Genomic DNA, 16,924 nt, shown 5'->3' on the forward strand with positions numbered 1-16,924 from the left:
GCTGCCCATGTTGGGGGCTGAACGCGCAGGTTCGCATCAGGCCCGATGAATCGCGAGACCGGTGCCCGGGCGCCTTGCCTGGGCACAGCTCAGCGTTTACAGGCGGAACTCATGGCCCAGGTACACTTCCTTCACCAGGTCGTTGGCCAGGATGGTCTCTGCGTCACCTTCGGCAATCAATTGGCCGTCATTGACGATATAGGCGGTTTCACAGATATCCAGGGTTTCACGAACGTTGTGGTCCGTGATCAGCACGCCAATGCCTTTGGCCTTCAGGTGGTAAATGATCTGTTTGATGTCGCCGACCGAAATCGGGTCCACGCCGGCGAACGGTTCATCGAGGAGGATGAACTTCGGGTTGGTGGCCAGGGCGCGTGCGATTTCCACGCGGCGGCGCTCACCACCGGACAGGCTCATGCCGAGGTTGTCGCGGATGTGGCTGATGTGGAATTCCTGCAGCAGGCTTTCCAGCTCCTTGCGGCGACCGGCCTTGTCGAGCTCCTTGCGGGTCTCGAGGATGGCCATGATGTTGTCGGCCACCGACAGTTTGCGGAAGATCGATGCTTCTTGCGGCAAATAGCCGATACCGGCTTTTGCACGGCCGTGCATCGGCTGGTGGCTGACGTCCAGGTCATCGATCAGGACGCGGCCCTGGTCGGCTTGCACCAGGCCGACGATCATGTAGAAGCAGGTGGTCTTGCCGGCGCCGTTCGGGCCAAGCAGGCCGACGATCTGACCGCTGTCGATGGACAGGCTGACATCACGCACGACCTGGCGGCTCTTGTAGCTCTTGGCCAGATGCTGAGCTTTCAGAGTTGCCATTACTGGGCCTTTTTCTCGTCGGTTTTCTTCTTCGGCTGGATGACCATGTCGATGCGCGGACGCGACTCGGTCACCTTGCTGCCGGTGGCGCGCCCGGCGCTGGCCAGCTTCTTCTCGGTGTCGTAGACGATTTTCTCGCCTTGGGTGACGTTGTTGTCCTTGTCGACAACCTTGGCCTTGTCGATCAACACGACGCGATTTTGCGTGGCGTGATACTGGATCGTCACGCCCCAACCCTGAACAGGCTTGGTATCGCCAGCCGTCTGCAATTGCTCGAAGTACGCCAGGTTGCCCACCGAGGTCACTACGTCAATGTCGCCAGTCGGGGTGCGGGTGATGGTCACGGTGTTGCCTGTCACCTTCATCGAGCCTTGGGTGATGATCACGTCACCCTTATAGGTAGCAATACCTTGCTTGTCGTCCAGTTGGGCATCGTCGGCCTGAATGCGGATAGGCTGCTGTTGGTCTTCCGGCAGAGCCCAGGCGCTCACGCTTCCCAGTGCTGCGCCCAGACTGAGCAAAATCGGGAGGGTTTTAACGAGCCTCATACTGTCCTCTTACGTTCGATAGCAGGTGTATCCTGCTTTCTTTCAAATACGCTTTCATTCCCTTGCCAGTCGATACACCGCCAGCGCCGTCGATTCTAACGTCTTGCTCGGTCTGCGCATATTGCTGCTGCGGGAACACGGTCATGCGGGTGCTGGTGATCAGGGTCTTGCGGTTTTTCTCGTCGAAGCGCGTGATGCGCACATCATCGATCAACTCGACCTGCGTGCCGTCAGGGTTGACCTCGCCGCGCAGGCTCTGGACGTGCCACGGGAACTCAGTGCCGCGGAACACGTTCAGGTCGGGGTTGGTCAGCAGTGTCACCTCGGTCGCCTTCAGGTGCTCGACCTTGTCGGACACCAGATCATATTGCAGCTTGCCGTCCGGCAGGTACTGCACGCTGTGGGCGTTGATGGCGTAATAGTCGATCGCGCTTTCATCGACCGGCGTTACCGGCTTGTCGAGGAAGCGTTCCGGGCTGATGTTCCAGTAGCCAACCGCGACGAATATCGCCGCGATGCAACTGAACATCAGGGTGTTACGAAACTTTTTGCTCAGCATATCGGGCTCACAGGTACGCCGCATTGGCCGCATCGAGGCGGTCCTGGGCGCGCAGGATCAATTCGCAGAACTCGCGAGCGGCACCTTCGCCGCCACGGGCGAGGGTGATGCCGTGAGCATGTTCGCGCACGAAACTGGCGGCGTTGGCCACCGCCATGCCCAGGCCGACGCGGCGAATCACCGGTAGGTCGGGCAGGTCGTCGCCGAGGTAGGCCACCTGTTCGTAGCTCAAATTCAGTTGGGCCAGCAGTTCGTCGAGTACCACCAGTTTGTCTTCGCGGCCCTGATACAGGTGCGGGATGCCGAGGTTTTTGGCTCGCCGCTCGACCACCGGGGTCTTGCGGCCACTGATAATGGCAGTTTGCACTCCAGCGGCCATCAGCATCTTGATGCCTTGGCCGTCGAGCGTGTTGAACGTCTTGAACTCGCTGCCGTCTTCGAGGAAGTACAGGCGTCCATCGGTCAGCACGCCGTCGACATCGAACACCGCCAGTTTGATCTGTTTGCCGCGTTGCAGCAGGTCCGCACTCATTACATTACTCCTGCACGCAGCAAGTCGTGCATGTTCAAGGCGCCGACCGGGCGGTCTTCGCTGTCGACCACGACCAGCGCGCTGATTTTATGGTCTTCCATGATTTTTAGCGCTTCGGCGGCCAGCATTTCGGCGCGGGCGGTCTTGCCATGGGCCGTCATGACCTGGTCGATGATAGCGCTGTGGATGTCGATGCTGCGGTCCAGTGTGCGGCGCAAATCACCATCGGTGAAGATTCCGGCCAGCTTGCCGTCGGCCTCGAGGATGACGGTCATGCCCAGGCCCTTGCGGGTCATTTCCATCAAGGCATCCTTGAGCAGGGTGCCGCGCCGGACCTGCGGCAGTTCCTGGCCGGCGTGCATGACATTTTCCACTTTCAGCAGCAGGCGTCGGCCCAGGGCGCCGCCGGGATGGGAAAAGGCGAAGTCTTCGGCGGTGAAGCCACGGGCTTCCAGCAGCGCGACCGCCAGGGCGTCGCCCATGACCAGGGCGGCGGTGGTCGACGAGGTGGGTGCCAGGTTCAGCGGGCAGGCTTCGTGTTCGACGTGAACATTCAGGTTGACCTCGGCGGCCTTGGCCAGCGGCGAATCAGGGTTGCCGGTCACGCTGATCAACTGTATGCCCAGGCGCTTGATCAGTGGCAGCAGGGTGACGATTTCATTGGTGGAGCCGGAATTCGAGAGCGCCAGAATGATGTCGTCGCGGGTAATCATGCCCATGTCACCATGGCTGGCTTCCGCCGGGTGCACAAAAAATGCCGTGGTGCCGGTGCTGGCCAGGGTTGCGGCGATCTTGTTGCCGACGTGCCCCGACTTGCCCATGCCGACCACGACCACGCGGCCTTTGCTGGCCAGAATCATCTCGCAAGCGCGTACGAAATCTGCGTCGATATGGGGTAGCAAGCCTTGCACGGCTTCTACTTCGAGGCGGATGGTGCGTTGTGCTGATTGAATCAGGTCGCTGGATTGGCTCATGTCAGAAATCGTATAGCCTGATGAAAAGGCGGCGATTATAGCGGTTATGATCGAATCCCTCACGCAAGTTCGTCGCGCATTGTCATTCCTTGCTACCGGAAACCCTCTAGACGGGGCTTTGAACCACTCCTGCAGTTGTACAAGACTCGGCTTTGGTCTTGGGCGTGCAGCCTTTGCAGTGATATAGTTCGCCGCCAGTTCGGCCTGCAGGGAGGCATGTGCTTTCGTCTGAAAGCCAGGCGTCCGAGTGAGAGGCTGCATCGCAAGGAGTTTAGATGAGTGCCGATAACGCCTACGCGGTCGAGCTGAAGGGACTGTCCTTCAAGCGCGGAACGCGCAGCATTTTCAATAACGTCGATATCCGTATCCCGCGAGGCAAGGTCACCGGCATCATGGGGCCTTCCGGGTGCGGCAAGACCACGCTTTTGCGTCTGATGGGGGCCCAGTTGCGGCCTACCAGGGGCGAGGTATGGGTCAACGGTCAGAACCTGCCGAAACTGTCGCGCAGCGACCTGTTCGATGCGCGCAAGCATATGGGTGTGCTGTTTCAGAGTGGCGCGCTGTTTACCGACCTCGATGTCTTCGAGAATGTCGCGTTTCCGCTGCGGGTTCACACGCAACTGCCGGAAGAAATGATCCGCGACATCGTCCTGCTCAAATTGCAGGCCGTGGGTTTGCGCGGTGCCATCGAATTGATGCCCGACGAGCTTTCCGGCGGCATGAAGCGCCGGGTTGCACTGGCCCGGGCGATTGCGCTCGATCCACAGATTCTCATGTACGACGAGCCCTTTGTCGGCCAGGACCCCATCGCCATGGGCGTTCTGGTGCGTCTGATTCGCTTGCTCAACGATGCGCTGGGTATCACCAGCATCGTGGTTTCCCACGACCTGGCCGAGACCGCGAGTATTGCCGATTACATTTATGTGGTGGGCGATGGTCAGGTGTTGGGGCAGGGGACCCCGGACGAACTGATGAACTCGGATGAACCGCGCATTCGTCAGTTCATGACCGGCGAACCCGATGGCCCGGTTCCGTACCACTTTCCAGCGACGGATTACCGCGCAGATATTCTGGGGAAGCGCTGATGCGCAGAATTTCATTGATAGAGCGCGTTCGCCGCTTCGGTCAGGCCGGCATCGATGTGCTGGCGGTGTTCGGGCGTTCGGCCTTGTTCCTGTTTCATGCCTTGCTTGGTCGCGGTGGTATCGGTGGCGGCTTCGGGCTGCTGGTCAAGCAGCTGCATTCGGTGGGCGTGATGTCCCTGGTGATCATCGTGGTCTCCGGGGTGTTCATCGGCATGGTGCTGGCGCTGCAGGGCTTCAACATCCTTTCCAGCTACGGTTCGGAGCAGGCTGTCGGGCAGATGGTTGCACTGACGCTGCTGAGAGAGCTGGGGCCGGTGGTGACCGCCTTGCTGTTCGCCGGGCGCGCAGGTTCCGCGTTGACCGCGGAAATCGGCAACATGAAGTCCACCGAACAGTTGTCCAGCCTGGAAATGATCGGGGTTGACCCGCTCAAGTACATCATCGCACCACGTTTGTGGGCCGGCTTCATTTCCCTGCCGGTGCTGGCGATGATTTTCAGCGTGGTGGGCATCTGGGGCGGCTCGTGGGTCGCTGTCGACTGGCTGGGGGTCTATGAAGGTTCCTACTGGTCGAACATGCAGAACAGCGTGACGTTCACTGAAGATGTGCTCAACGGGATCATCAAAAGTATCGTCTTTGCCTTTGTCGTGACCTGGATCGCCGTATTCCAAGGCTATGACTGCGAACCCACTTCCGAGGGGATCAGTCGTGCCACTACCAAGACCGTTGTCTATGCCTCGTTGGCAGTGCTCGGCCTGGACTTTATTCTGACCGCCTTGATGTTTGGAGATTTCTGATGCAAAACCGCACCCTGGAAATCGGTGTCGGCCTTTTCTTGCTGGCTGGCATCCTGGCTTTGCTCTTGTTGGCGTTGCGGGTCAGTGGCCTGTCCCCGACTCCGAGCACCGACACGTATAAACTTTACGCCTACTTCGACAATATCGCCGGTTTGACTGTCAGAGCAAAGGTGACCATGGCCGGTGTGACCATCGGCAAGGTCACGGCCATCGATCTGGATCGCGACAGCTTTACCGGTCGGGTGACCATGCAGCTGGAGAAACGCATCGATAATCTGCCGGCGGACTCCACTGCGTCTATCCTGACCGCAGGACTGTTGGGCGAGAAGTACATCGGTATCAGCGTGGGCGGGGAAGACACCCTGCTCAAGGATGGTGGAACCATCCATGACACGCAGTCATCGCTGGTGCTCGAGGACCTGATCGGTAAATTCCTGCTCAATACCGTTAGCAAAGAAGCTAAATGAGGAACTGTTAAATGATCTCTACCTTGCGACGTGGCCTGTTGGTAATGCTTGCGGTGTTTCCGTTGGTGTCCCACGCCGTAGCGGCACCTTCGGCGCACGATCTGGTGCAGGACACAACCAACCGTATGCTCGCGGACCTGGCGGCAAACAAAGAGAAGTACAAGAAGGATCCGCAAGACTTTTATGCGGCGCTGAACACCATCGTCGGGCCGGTCGTGGATGCCGAGGGTATTTCCAAGAGCATCATGACGGTCAAGTACTCGCGTAAAGCTACACCTGCGCAGATGAAGACCTTCGAAGAAAACTTCAAGAGGGGCCTGTTCCAGTTCTATGGCAATGCCTTGCTGGAGTACAACAACCAGGGCATCACCGTTGAACCGGCCAAGGACGAATCGGGCGACCGTACCAGCGTTGGCATGACGGTCAAAGGCAGCAGCGGCGCGATCTATCCGGTGTCCTACACGCTGGAAAAGATCAACGGCGAGTGGAAACTGCGTAACGTCATCATCAACGGCATCAATATCGGCAAGCTGTTCCGCGATCAGTTCGCCGATGCGATGCAGCGCAATGGCAACGACCTGGACAAGACCATCAATGGTTGGGCCGGGGAAGTCGCCAAGGCCAAGGAAGCCACCGACAAGAAGCCAGAGCAGTCAGCCCAATGAGTGAGTCGGCAGTCCAGATGGACGAAGCGGGTGAGCTGCGACTCAGTGGCGTGCTGGATTACCGCACCGGTCCTGGCCTGCGTGAACAGGGCAAGGCGCTGATCAAGGCCAGCAAGGCTGCGGCGCTGGTGCTCGATTGTTCGGCGGTGACCAAGTCCAGCAGTGTCGGTTTGTCATTGCTGCTGTGTTTCATCCGCGATGCTCAGGCGGCCGGCAAGGCGTTGAGCATCCGAGGAATGCCGGAAGACATGCGTGAAATCGCTCAGGTCAGCGAGCTGACCGAGCTGTTGGCGCATCCCTAACCCGCATCTATAAAGAAGCCCCCCGTCAGAGTCCTGCTTCGCGGGGTTCGCAGGCGCGGGGCTTTTTTGTATGATGTCCGACCCGCGCGCACAGGGCGCCGATTGAGGTTGAGCATGCAGGCCGTAGAAGTGAAGAGCTTCCTTGAAGGAAAGCTGCCCGGAACGTTGGTAGAAGTCGAGGGCGAAGGCTGCAATTTCCAGCTGAATGTGATTAGCGATGAACTGGCGGCGATGAGCCCGGTGAAGCGTCAGCAGCAGATCTATGCCCATTTGAACCCATGGATCACCGATGGCAGCATCCATGCGGTCACAATGAAATTTTTCAGCAGCGCGGCCTGGGCCGAGCGCACCTGAGCCCAAGGGCGTCGAGATTCTTATGGATAAATTGATTATTACTGGCGGTGCTCGTCTTGACGGCGAAATCCGCATCTCCGGGGCAAAGAACTCTGCCCTGCCGATCCTGGCTGCCACGCTTCTGTGCGATGGTCCGGTGACCGTTGCCAACCTGCCGCACCTGCACGACATCACCACCATGATCGAACTGTTCGGTCGCATGGGGATCGAGCCGGTGATCGACGAAAAACTCGCCGTCGAGATCGACCCGCGCACCATCAAGACCCTGGTCGCACCGTACGAACTGGTTAAAACCATGCGTGCGTCGATCCTGGTGCTTGGCCCGATGGTTGCCCGTTTCGGCGAAGCCGAAGTCGCGCTGCCTGGCGGTTGCGCCATCGGTTCGCGTCCGGTTGACCTGCACATCCGTGGCCTGGAAGCCATGGGTGCGGTCATCGACGTCGAGGGCGGCTACATCAAGGCCAAGGCGCCTGAAGGTGGTCTGCGCGGTGCGCACTTCTTCTTCGACACCGTCAGCGTGACCGGTACCGAAAACATCATGATGGCCGCCGCGCTGGCCAAGGGCCGCAGCGTCCTGCAAAACGCCGCACGCGAACCTGAAGTGGTCGACCTGGCGAACTTCCTGAACGCCATGGGCGCCAAGGTTTCCGGTGCCGGCACCGATACCATCACCATCGATGGCGTCGAGCGTCTGCATACCACGACTTACAAAGTGATGCCCGACCGTATCGAAACCGGCACCTATCTGGTGGCGGCGGCTGTGACTGGTGGTCGCGTGAAGGTCAAGGACACGGATCCGACCATCCTCGAAGCCGTTCTGGAAAAACTCCGGGAGTCCGGTGCAGAGATCACCTGCGGCGAAGACTGGATCGAGCTGAACATGCACGGCAAGCGGCCGAAAGCCGTCAACGTGCGCACCGCTCCGTACCCGGCGTTCCCGACCGACATGCAAGCGCAGTTCATCTCCCTCAACGCCATTGCCGAAGGCACGGGTGCTGTGATCGAGACGATCTTCGAAAACCGCTTCATGCACGTCTACGAACTGCACCGCATGGGCGCCAAGATCCAGGTCGAGGGCAACACCGCGATCGTCACCGGTACCGAGAAGCTCAAGGGCGCGCCAGTGATGGCAACTGACCTGCGGGCTTCGGCCAGCCTGGTGATCTCGGCCCTGGTCGCCGAGGGCGACACCCTGATCGACCGCATCTACCACATAGACCGTGGCTACGAGTGCATCGAGGAAAAACTGCAGATGCTGGGCGCCAAGATCCGTCGCGTTCCGGGCTAGTACTGCTGCAAGGGCATAAGGACATGCCCGTTGATTTGTTGAAGTCGAGCCGTTTTCGGCTCGATGTGTGTCCGGCGCCATTTGCGACCGGGCATGAGTACCTTGATAAGGACTGACGTTTCCCATGTTGACCATCGCACTGTCCAAGGGCCGCATCCTTGACGATACCTTGCCGCTTCTGGCTGAAGCGGGCATCGTGCCGACCGAGAATCCGGACAAGAGCCGCAAGCTGATCATCCCCACGACCCAGGACGATGTCCGTCTGCTGATCGTGCGTGCCACCGATGTGCCGACCTATGTCGAACATGGTGCTGCCGACCTAGGCGTCGCCGGTAAAGATGTGCTGATGGAATACGGCGGCCAGGGCCTGTACGAGCCGCTGGACCTGCAAATTGCCCAGTGCAAGCTGATGACCGCCGGTAAAGTCGGTGCAGTCGAGCCCAAGGGTCGTCTGCGCATCGCTACCAAGTTCGTCAATGTTGCCAAGCGCTACTACGCCGAACAGGGTCGTCAGGTCGATATCATCAAGCTCTACGGTTCGATGGAACTGGCGCCGCTGATCGGTCTGGCGGACAAGATCATCGACGTGGTCGACACCGGTAACACGCTACGGGCCAACGGCCTGGAGCCACAGGATTTCATCGCGGCCATCAGCTCCCGCCTGATCGTCAACAAGGCTTCGATGAAAATGCAGCACGCACGTATCCAGGCGTTGATCGACACCCTGCGCAAGGCAGTGGAGTCTCGACACCGCGGCTGATTCACCTGCGCGACCGCAAGGCGCGCCGTCTATCCGCCTCATAGCCAGAATTCTCAGGTGCCCAAGCGGATCGAATGTTAGCTTCGGGCGCCTGAGTTTTTTGCCATTCCTATGAGGCTCTCGCTATGACCGCACTGACTGCAATTCGCCGACTCAACGCTGCTGACCCGGATTTCGCACATCATCTGGATCATCTGCTGAGCTGGGAAAGTGTGTCTGACGACTCGGTCAATCAGCGGGTGCTGGACATCATCAAGGCCGTGCGCGAACGCGGTGACGCGGCGCTGGTGGACTTCACCCGTCAGTTCGACGGCCTGGACGTGAAGTCCATGGCCGACCTGATCCTGCCGCGTGAGCGTCTGGAGTTGGCACTGACCCGCATCTCCGTGGCCCAGCGCGAAGCACTGGAAGTCGCCGCAGCCCGCGTGCGCAGCTACCACGAGAAGCAGAAGCAGGACTCCTGGAGTTACACCGAGGCGGACGGCACCGTACTGGGCCAGAAAGTCACGCCGCTGGATCGTGCCGGTCTGTACGTGCCGGGCGGCAAGGCGTCGTACCCGTCGTCGGTGCTGATGAACGCGATTCCGGCCAAGGTTGCCGGCGTTACCGAAGTGGTCATGGTCGTACCGACCCCGCGCGGTGAAATCAACGAGCTTGTGCTGGCTGCGGCCTGCATCGCCGGTGTCGACCGCGTGTTCACCATCGGTGGCGCCCAGGCCGTTGCGGCGCTGGCTTACGGCACCGAAAGCGTGCCGAAGGTCGACAAGGTCGTGGGCCCGGGCAACATCTATGTGGCTACCGCCAAGCGCCACGTGTTTGGCCAGGTCGGCATCGACATGATCGCCGGCCCTTCGGAAATCCTCGTGGTGTGCGACGGCCAGACCGATCCGGACTGGATCGCCATGGACCTGTTCTCCCAGGCCGAGCACGACGAAGACGCCCAGGCCATTCTGGTCAGCCCCGACGCCGGGTTCCTCGACAAGGTCGCCGCCAGCATCGCCAAATTGATGCCGACCATGGAGCGTGCCGCAATCATCGAAACCTCGATCAATGGCCGTGGTGCACTGATCAAGGTTCGCGACATGGAACAGGCCATCGAAGTGGCCAACCGCATCGCGCCGGAGCACCTCGAGTTGTCCGTTGCCGATCCGCAAGCCTGGCTGCCACAGATCCGCCACGCCGGCGCGATCTTCATGGGCCGTCACACCTCCGAAGCCCTGGGCGACTACTGCGCAGGCCCTAACCACGTGTTGCCGACCTCCGGCACTGCACGGTTCTCCTCGCCGCTGGGTGTGTACGACTTCCAGAAGCGCTCATCGATCATCTTCTGTTCCGAGCAGGGCGCATCGGAACTGGGCAAGACCGCATCCGTGCTGGCCCGTGGCGAGTCGCTGACCGCGCACGCGCGTAGCGCCGAATACCGCATCGTTGACGACAAGCAGGTGAAATGAAGATGAGTAAATTCTGGAGCCCGTTCGTCAAGAACCTGGTGCCTTACGTGCCGGGCGAGCAGCCGAAACTGGCAAAGCTGGTGAAGCTCAACACCAACGAAAACCCTTACGGTCCATCGCCCAAAGCCTTGGCCGCGATGAAGGCCGAACTGAACGACAACCTGCGTCTGTACCCGGACCCGAACAGCGACCTGCTGAAAAACGCGGTCGCCAGATACTACGGCGTGCAAGGCAATCAGGTATTCCTCGGCAACGGTTCCGACGAAGTCCTGGCGCACATCTTCCACGGTTTACTGCAGCACGATCAGCCGCTGCTGTTTCCGGACATCAGTTACAGCTTCTATCCGGTCTACTGCGGACTGTATGGCATCAACTTCGACGCGGTGCCGCTGGACGAGCAATTCCAGATCAACCCGGCGGACTACGCCAGGCCGAACGGCGGGATCATCTTCCCCAACCCGAACGCGCCGACCGGCTGCCTGCTGGCGCTGGAAGCAGTGGAGCAGATTCTCAAGGCCAGCCCGGATTCGGTGGTCGTGGTGGACGAGGCTTACATCGATTTCGGCGGCGAGACGGCAATCACTCTGGTCGATCGTTATCCCAACCTGCTGGTCACCCAGACCCTGTCCAAGTCCCGCTCCCTGGCCGGTCTGCGGGTTGGCCTGGCGGTAGGGCATCCGGATCTGATCGAAGCGCTGGAGCGGATCAAGAACAGCTTCAACTCCTACCCGCTGGATCGCATGGCGAATGTCGGCGCCGCTGCCGCGTTCGAGGATCGCGAGTATTTCGACAAGACTTGCCGGTTGGTGATCGAGAATCGCGAGAAGGTCGTCGGGCAATTGCAGGCCAAGGGATTTGAAGTGCTGCCGTCAGCGGCGAACTTCATTTTCGCCCGTCACCCACGGCACGATGCGGCGGGGTTGGCGGCGAAGTTGCGTGAGCAAGGCGTGATCGTCCGGCACTTCAAGCAGGAGCGGATTGCCCAGTTCCTGCGGATCTCCATCGGCACGCCAGAGCAGAACCAGGCGCTGATCGACGGCCTGGGCGAACTCTAAACCACCGCCAACCCTGTGGGAGCGGGCTTGCTCGCGAAAGCGGTGTGTCAGTTAACTTCTGCGTCGACTGACACACCGCTTTCGCGAGCAAGCCCGCTCCCACATTGGTTTTGGATGCCCCTTACTCTTCTTGTTTCTCTTTGACCGGTGCCGGCGGCGGACGCAAACCGATTTCCGCGGTCAGCTTAAGCTCCTTGCCGTTGCGCATTACCTGGATCGTGACCTTGTCGGTCGGCTTGATCCGCGCCACCTGATTCATCGAGCGACGGCCATCACCGGCCGGTTCGCCATCGATGGCAAGAATCACGTCACCCAGTTGCAGGCCGGCCTTCTGTGCCGGGCCATCACGGAAAATCCCCGCCACGACAATGCCCGGACGCCCGGACAAACCGAAGGATTCGGCTAGTTCCTGGGTCAACGGCTGGACTTCGATACCCAGCCAGCCACGAATCACCTGGCCGTGCTCGATGATCGACTTCATCACTTCCATCGCCAGCTTTACCGGGATCGCGAAACCGATGCCCTGGGAGCCGCCGGACTTGGAGAAGATCGCCGTGTTGATGCCGGTCAGGTTGCCAATGGCGTCCACCAGTGCACCGCCAGAGTTGCCGGGGTTGATCGCGGCATCGGTCTGGATGAAGTCTTCGTAGTTGTTCAGGCCCAGTTGATTGCGCCCGGTGGCACTGATGATGCCCATGGTCACGGTCTGGCCGACGCCGAACGGGTTGCCGATGGCCAGCGCCACGTCGCCGATGCGGAGGTTGTCGGAGCGTCCCACGGTGATCGACGGCAGGTTTTTCAGGTCGATTTTCAGCACCGCGAGGTCAGTCTCCGGGTCGCTGCCGATCACCCGGGCCAGGGTTTCGCGGCCGTCCTTGAGCGCCACGACGATCTGGTCGGCGCCGCTGGTCACGTGGTTGTTGGTCAGGATGTAGCCTTCCGGGCTCATGATCACGCCGGAACCGAGGCTAGATTCCATGCGTTTCTGCTTGGGCGAGTTATCGCCGAAGAAACGGCGGAACTGCGGATCTTCGAACAACGGATGGCTGGGTTTGTTGATGACTTTGGTGGTGTACAGGTTCACCACCGACGGCGCCGCGGTGGTGACCGCGTCGGCATAAGACACCGGGCCCTGTTGCATGCTGGTGGTTTGCGGCGCTTGTTGCAGATTGACGTCGAGGCTCGGGAGCCCGACCCACTGCGGGTAACGCTGGATTATCAAAAGAGCGACAAGCACGCCGGCCAACAGCGGCCAGCCGGAAAAACGCAGCGCCTTGAGCATTAAACAGTTCCTGAGAGAGTTGCAGGCGGTAAGAGACCGCTCATAATGACGCGCATTATACGAGGCCGCACGCGCCTCTGGACGGGATATTTAGGAGTCTTTCATGGCCGTCGCCCTGAGCACCCTGGTCGAAGAAGCCGACCGTTACCTCAACAGCGCCAAAATCGCCGATTACTGCCCCAACGGCTTGCAAGTCGAAGGCCGTCCGCAAGTGATGCGCATTGTCAGTGGCGTCACTGCCAGCCAGGCGTTGCTGGATGCCGCGGTAGAGGCCAATGCCGATCTGGTACTGGTGCATCACGGCTATTTCTGGAAGGGCGAAAACCCGTGCATCACCGGCATGAAGCAGCGCCGCTTGAAGACCCTGCTCAAGCACGATATCAGCCTCCTGGCCTATCACCTGCCGCTGGATCTGCACCCGGACGTCGGCAATAACGTGCAGCTCGCGCGGCAGCTCGACATCACCGTCGAAGGTCCGCTGGACCCGGATAATCTGAAGATAGTCGGTCTGGTCGGCTCGCTGAACGAGCCGATGATGCCCCGGGATTTTGCCCGCCGCGTGCAGGAAGTCATGGGTCGTGAGCCACTGTTGATCGAAGGCAGCGCCATGATCCGCCGCGTCGGCTGGTGCACCGGTGGTGGCCAGGGATACATCGATCAGGCCATTTCGGCCGGCGTCGACTTGTACCTCAGCGGCGAGGCTTCCGAGCAGACCTTCCACAGTGCACGGGAAAACGACATCAGCTTCATCGCCGCCGGTCACCATGCGACTGAGCGCTACGGCGTTCAGGCGCTGGGGGATTATCTGGCGCGGCGCTTTGCGCTGGAGCACATCTTCATCGATTGCCCCAATCCGATCTGAATCCGGGATCCCCTGTAGGAGCGAGCTTGCTCGCGATGGTCGTCAACGATAACGCTGGAAGCCTGACACCCCGCGGTGGTCTCAGGTTCATGGCGAGCAAGCTCGCTCCTACAGGGGGGGCGATGTGCCCAAACAGCGGGGCATATTCATATGCTCTTTCGATCTAGTTGGCGTCCTGATTAGAAGAGGTCGCTGTGCTAGGATCCCCGCTCGAACACGGCCCGCTGGCCGTTCATAAGAAAGCTTTCGTGAGTAGCCATGGTCGACAAACTGACGCATCTGAAACAGCTGGAGGCGGAAAGCATCCACATCATCCGCGAGGTGGCCGCCGAGTTCGACAACCCGGTGATGCTGTACTCCATCGGTAAAGACTCCGCCGTGATGCTGCATCTGGCACGCAAGGCGTTCTTCCCGGGCAAGCTGCCGTTTCCGGTGATGCACGTCGACACTCGCTGGAAATTCCAGGAGATGTACGCCTTCCGTGACAAGATGGTCGCGGAACTGGGCCTCGACCTGATCACCCACGTCAACCCGGACGGCGTGGCGCAGAACATCAACCCGTTCACCCACGGCAGCGCCAAGCACACCGACATCATGAAGACCGAGGGCCTGAAGCAGGCACTCGACAAGCATGGTTTCGACGCAGCGTTCGGCGGCGCCCGTCGCGATGAAGAGAAATCCCGCGCCAAGGAGCGCGTTTACTCGTTCCGCGACAGCAAGCACCGCTGGGACCCGAAGAACCAGCGTCCCGAGCTGTGGAACGTCTACAACGGCAAGGTCAACAAGGGCGAGTCGATCCGCGTCTTCCCGCTGTCGAACTGGACCGAACTGGACATCTGGCAGTACATCTACCTTGAAGGCATCCCGATCGTTCCGCTGTACTTCGCCGCCGAGCGTGAAGTCATCGAGAAGAACGGCACGCTGATCATGATCGACGACGAGCGCATCCTCGAGCACCTGAGCGATGAAGACAAAGCGCGCATCGTCAAAAAGAAAGTGCGTTTCCGTACCCTTGGTTGCTACCCGTTGACGGGCGCGGTGGAGTCCGAGGCCGAAAGCCTTACGGACATCATTCAGGAAATGCTCCTGACGCGAACTTCCGAGCGCCAGGGCCGTGTCATCGACCACGATGGCGCAGGCTCGATGGAAGACAAAAAACGTCAAGGTTATTTCTAAGGGGCTGTCATGTCGCATCAATCTGATTTGATCAGCGAGGACATCCTCGCCTACCTGGGCCAGCACGAACGTAAAGAGCTGCTGCGCTTTTTGACCTGCGGTAACGTCGACGACGGCAAGAGCACCCTGATCGGGCGCCTGCTGCACGACTCCAAGATGATCTACGAAGATCACCTGGAAGCGATCACCCGCGACTCGAAAAAAGTCGGCACCACCGGCGAAGACATCGACCTGGCGTTGCTGGTCGACGGTCTGCAGGCCGAGCGTGAACAAGGCATCACCATCGATGTCGCGTACCGCTATTTCTCCACCGCCAAGCGCAAATTCATCATCGCCGACACCCCCGGCCATGAGCAGTACACCCGCAACATGGCCACCGGTGCGTCCACCTGTGACCTGGCGATCATCCTGGTCGACGCCCGCTACGGCGTGCAGACCCAGACCCGTCGCCACAGCTTCATCGCCTCGTTGCTGGGCATCAAGCACATAGTCGTCGCCATCAACAAGATGGACCTCAAGGACTTCGACCAAGGCGTGTTCGAGTCGATCAAGGCCGACTACCTGCAGTTCGCCGAAGGCCTGAAGATGAAGCCCACCAGCATGCACTTCGTGCCGATGTCGGCACTGAAGGGCGACAACGTGGTGAACAAGTCCGAGCGCTCGCCGTGGTACACCGGCCAGTCGCTGATGGAAATCCTCGAGACCGTGGAAGTGGCGGGCGATCGCAACTTCACCGACCTGCGTTTCCCGGTGCAGTACGTCAACCGTCCGAACCTGAACTTCCGTGGCTTCGCCGGTACACTGGCCAGCGGCATCGTCAAGAAAGGCGACGAAGTCGTGGTGCTGCCGTCGGGCAAGAGCAGCCGCGTGAAGTCCATCGTCACCTTCGAAGGTGAGCTGGAACACGCCGGTCCAGGTCAGGCAGTCACACTGACCATGGAAGACGAAATCGACATCTCCCGTGGCGACCTGTTGGTTCACGCCGACAACGTGCCGCCGGTGACTGACAGCTTCGAAGCCATGCTGGTGTGGATGGCTGAAGAGCCGATGCTGCCGGGCAAGAAATACGACATCAAGCGCGCCACCAGTTACGTGCCGGGCTCCATCGCCAGCATCGTCAACAAAGTCGACGTGAACACCCTGGAAGAAGGTCCGGCCAGCGCGTTGCAGTTGAACGAAATCGGCAAGGTCAAGATCGCGCTCGACGCGCCGATTGCCCTCGACGGTTACGACAGCAACCGCACTACCGGCGCCTTCATCATCATCGACCGCTTGACCAACGGCACCGTCGGCGCCGGCATGATCGTCGCCCAGCCTTTGGCCCATGGCACCAGCACGCACCACGGCAAGCTGGCCCACGTCGCCACTGAAGAGCGCGCCCAGCGCTTCGGCCAGCAACCGGCCACCGTGTTGTTCAGCGGCTTGTCGGGCGCGGGCAAGAGCACCCTGGCGTATGCGGTTGAACGCAAGCTGTTCGACCTGGGTCGTGCGGTGTTCGTACTCGATGGCCAGAACCTGCGTCACGACCTGAACAAAGGTCTGCCACAGGATCGCGCCGGGCGTACCGAGAACTGGCGTCGTGCCGCGCACGTTGCGCGTCAGTTCAACGAAGCCGGTCTGCTGACCCTGGCGGCGTTCGTTGCGCCGAGTGCCGAAGGTCGTGAACAGGCCCGGGAACTGATCGGCAAGGAACGTCTGCTGACGGTCTACGTCCAGGCTTCGCCGACCGTCTGCGCCGAGCGTGATCCGCAGGGCCTGTACGCGGCGGCCGGGGATAACATCCCGGGCGAGTCCTTCCCGTACGACGTGCCGCTGGATGCCGACCTGGTGATCGACACCCAGTCCGTGTCGCTGGAAGAAGGCGTCAAGCAAGTGTTGGGTCTGCTGCGCGAGCGTGGTGCGATTTAAGCCTTAGCGCAAAATGAAAAACCCGCAGACAAGTGAT

Annotated in this window: 19 protein-coding genes; 13 read left to right on the top strand and 6 right to left on the bottom strand. The window is 60.3% G+C overall.

Translation table 11 applies throughout. The features are described from left to right. Nucleotides 1-96 precede the first annotated feature (96 nt). The 5 genes from lptB to KSS91_RS04755 are packed head-to-tail and all read right to left on the bottom strand — an operon-like array spanning nt 97 to nt 3,435. Nucleotides 97-822, bottom strand: a complete 726-nt coding sequence (gene lptB, locus KSS91_RS04735) for an LPS export ABC transporter ATP-binding protein (protein WP_007970262.1) — start codon at nt 820-822, stop codon at nt 97-99. Further along, on the bottom strand, nt 822-1,370 hold the full coding sequence (lptA, locus tag KSS91_RS04740) for a lipopolysaccharide transport periplasmic protein LptA (protein ID WP_104450946.1): 549 nt from the start codon (nt 1,368-1,370) through the stop codon (nt 822-824). Before lptA ends, lptB begins: the two co-directional genes overlap by 1 nt. After that, on the bottom strand, nt 1,357-1,929 hold the full coding sequence (lptC, locus tag KSS91_RS04745; protein ID WP_217837197.1) for an LPS export ABC transporter periplasmic protein LptC: 573 nt from the start codon (nt 1,927-1,929) through the stop codon (nt 1,357-1,359). Before lptC ends, lptA begins: the two co-directional genes overlap by 14 nt. A 7-nt stretch (nt 1,930-1,936) precedes the next feature. Then, nucleotides 1,937-2,461, bottom strand: coding sequence for a KdsC family phosphatase (locus KSS91_RS04750; RefSeq protein ID WP_008018712.1), 525 nt, complete (start codon nt 2,459-2,461; stop codon nt 1,937-1,939). Beyond that, nucleotides 2,461-3,435: a KpsF/GutQ family sugar-phosphate isomerase gene (locus KSS91_RS04755; protein ID WP_102675714.1), complete on the bottom strand. Its 975-nt coding sequence runs from the start codon at nt 3,433-3,435 to the stop codon at nt 2,461-2,463. The genes KSS91_RS04750 and KSS91_RS04755 overlap by 1 nt, the downstream gene beginning before the upstream one ends. A 275-nt stretch (nt 3,436-3,710) precedes the next feature. On the opposite strand from KSS91_RS04755, the gene KSS91_RS04760 reads away from it, so the two are divergent. The 10 genes from KSS91_RS04760 (at nt 3,711) to hisC (ending at nt 11,659) form a co-directional block, all read left to right on the top strand. Beyond that, a complete protein-coding gene (locus tag KSS91_RS04760; protein WP_095965889.1) occupies nt 3,711-4,520 on the top strand; it encodes an ATP-binding cassette domain-containing protein in 810 nt (269 codons plus the stop codon). After that, nucleotides 4,520-5,317, top strand: a complete 798-nt coding sequence (gene mlaE, locus KSS91_RS04765) for a lipid asymmetry maintenance ABC transporter permease subunit MlaE (RefSeq protein WP_095965888.1) — start codon at nt 4,520-4,522, stop codon at nt 5,315-5,317. Before KSS91_RS04760 ends, mlaE begins: the two co-directional genes overlap by 1 nt. Next, the gene (gene mlaD, locus KSS91_RS04770) at nt 5,317-5,784 is read left to right on the top strand and encodes an outer membrane lipid asymmetry maintenance protein MlaD (RefSeq protein WP_007970271.1); all 468 of its coding nucleotides are present in this window, start codon (nt 5,317-5,319) and stop codon (nt 5,782-5,784) included. Before mlaE ends, mlaD begins: the two co-directional genes overlap by 1 nt. A gap of 11 nt (nt 5,785-5,795) precedes the next feature. Continuing rightward, nucleotides 5,796-6,449 (top strand): MlaC/ttg2D family ABC transporter substrate-binding protein, encoded by a 654-nt coding sequence (locus KSS91_RS04775; RefSeq protein ID WP_217837198.1) that lies wholly within the window; start codon nt 5,796-5,798, stop codon nt 6,447-6,449. Next, the gene (locus KSS91_RS04780; RefSeq protein ID WP_217837199.1) at nt 6,446-6,751 is read left to right on the top strand and encodes an STAS domain-containing protein; all 306 of its coding nucleotides are present in this window, start codon (nt 6,446-6,448) and stop codon (nt 6,749-6,751) included. Before KSS91_RS04775 ends, KSS91_RS04780 begins: the two co-directional genes overlap by 4 nt. A gap of 114 nt (nt 6,752-6,865) precedes the next feature. Next, nucleotides 6,866-7,105 (top strand): BolA family protein, encoded by a 240-nt coding sequence (locus KSS91_RS04785; RefSeq protein WP_015093504.1) that lies wholly within the window; start codon nt 6,866-6,868, stop codon nt 7,103-7,105. A 22-nt stretch (nt 7,106-7,127) separates the two neighbouring features. After that, nucleotides 7,128-8,393 carry a UDP-N-acetylglucosamine 1-carboxyvinyltransferase gene (gene murA, locus KSS91_RS04790; protein WP_015093505.1) on the top strand — a complete coding sequence of 422 codons (1,266 nt, stop codon included), beginning with the start codon at nt 7,128-7,130 and terminating at the stop codon, nt 8,391-8,393. Between the two features lie 124 nt (nt 8,394-8,517). Next, the gene (hisG, locus tag KSS91_RS04795; protein ID WP_007970278.1) at nt 8,518-9,153 is read left to right on the top strand and encodes an ATP phosphoribosyltransferase; all 636 of its coding nucleotides are present in this window, start codon (nt 8,518-8,520) and stop codon (nt 9,151-9,153) included. Nucleotides 9,154-9,278: 125 nt separating this feature from the next. Beyond that, on the top strand, nt 9,279-10,604 hold the full coding sequence (gene hisD, locus KSS91_RS04800; protein ID WP_007970280.1) for a histidinol dehydrogenase: 1,326 nt from the start codon (nt 9,279-9,281) through the stop codon (nt 10,602-10,604). A 2-nt stretch (nt 10,605-10,606) separates the two neighbouring features. Further along, the gene (gene hisC, locus KSS91_RS04805; protein ID WP_217837200.1) at nt 10,607-11,659 is read left to right on the top strand and encodes a histidinol-phosphate transaminase; all 1,053 of its coding nucleotides are present in this window, start codon (nt 10,607-10,609) and stop codon (nt 11,657-11,659) included. Between the two features lie 121 nt (nt 11,660-11,780). On the opposite strand, the gene algW is transcribed toward hisC, so the two are convergent. Continuing rightward, nucleotides 11,781-12,941: a Do family serine endopeptidase AlgW gene (gene algW / locus KSS91_RS04810; protein WP_217837201.1), complete on the bottom strand. Its 1,161-nt coding sequence runs from the start codon at nt 12,939-12,941 to the stop codon at nt 11,781-11,783. Between the two features lie 103 nt (nt 12,942-13,044). Between algW and KSS91_RS04815 the strand changes: the two genes are divergently transcribed. The 3 genes from KSS91_RS04815 (at nt 13,045) to cysN (ending at nt 16,887) form a co-directional block, all read left to right on the top strand. Then, entirely contained in the window at nt 13,045-13,803 is a 759-nt protein-coding gene (locus tag KSS91_RS04815) for a Nif3-like dinuclear metal center hexameric protein (RefSeq protein ID WP_116580973.1), read from the top strand. Nucleotides 13,804-14,061: 258 nt separating this feature from the next. Continuing rightward, nucleotides 14,062-14,979: a sulfate adenylyltransferase subunit CysD gene (cysD, locus tag KSS91_RS04820; protein ID WP_007970286.1), complete on the top strand. Its 918-nt coding sequence runs from the start codon at nt 14,062-14,064 to the stop codon at nt 14,977-14,979. 9 nt (nt 14,980-14,988) lie between these two features. Next, complete coding sequence (cysN, locus tag KSS91_RS04825) at nt 14,989-16,887, top strand: sulfate adenylyltransferase subunit CysN (RefSeq protein ID WP_102701496.1); 1,899 nt, start codon at nt 14,989-14,991, stop codon at nt 16,885-16,887. Nucleotides 16,888-16,924 lie beyond the last annotated feature (37 nt).

This window comes from Pseudomonas azerbaijanorientalis (assembly GCF_019139795.1).
Taxonomy (GTDB): Bacteria; Pseudomonadota; Gammaproteobacteria; order Pseudomonadales; family Pseudomonadaceae; genus Aquipseudomonas; species Aquipseudomonas laurylsulfatiphila.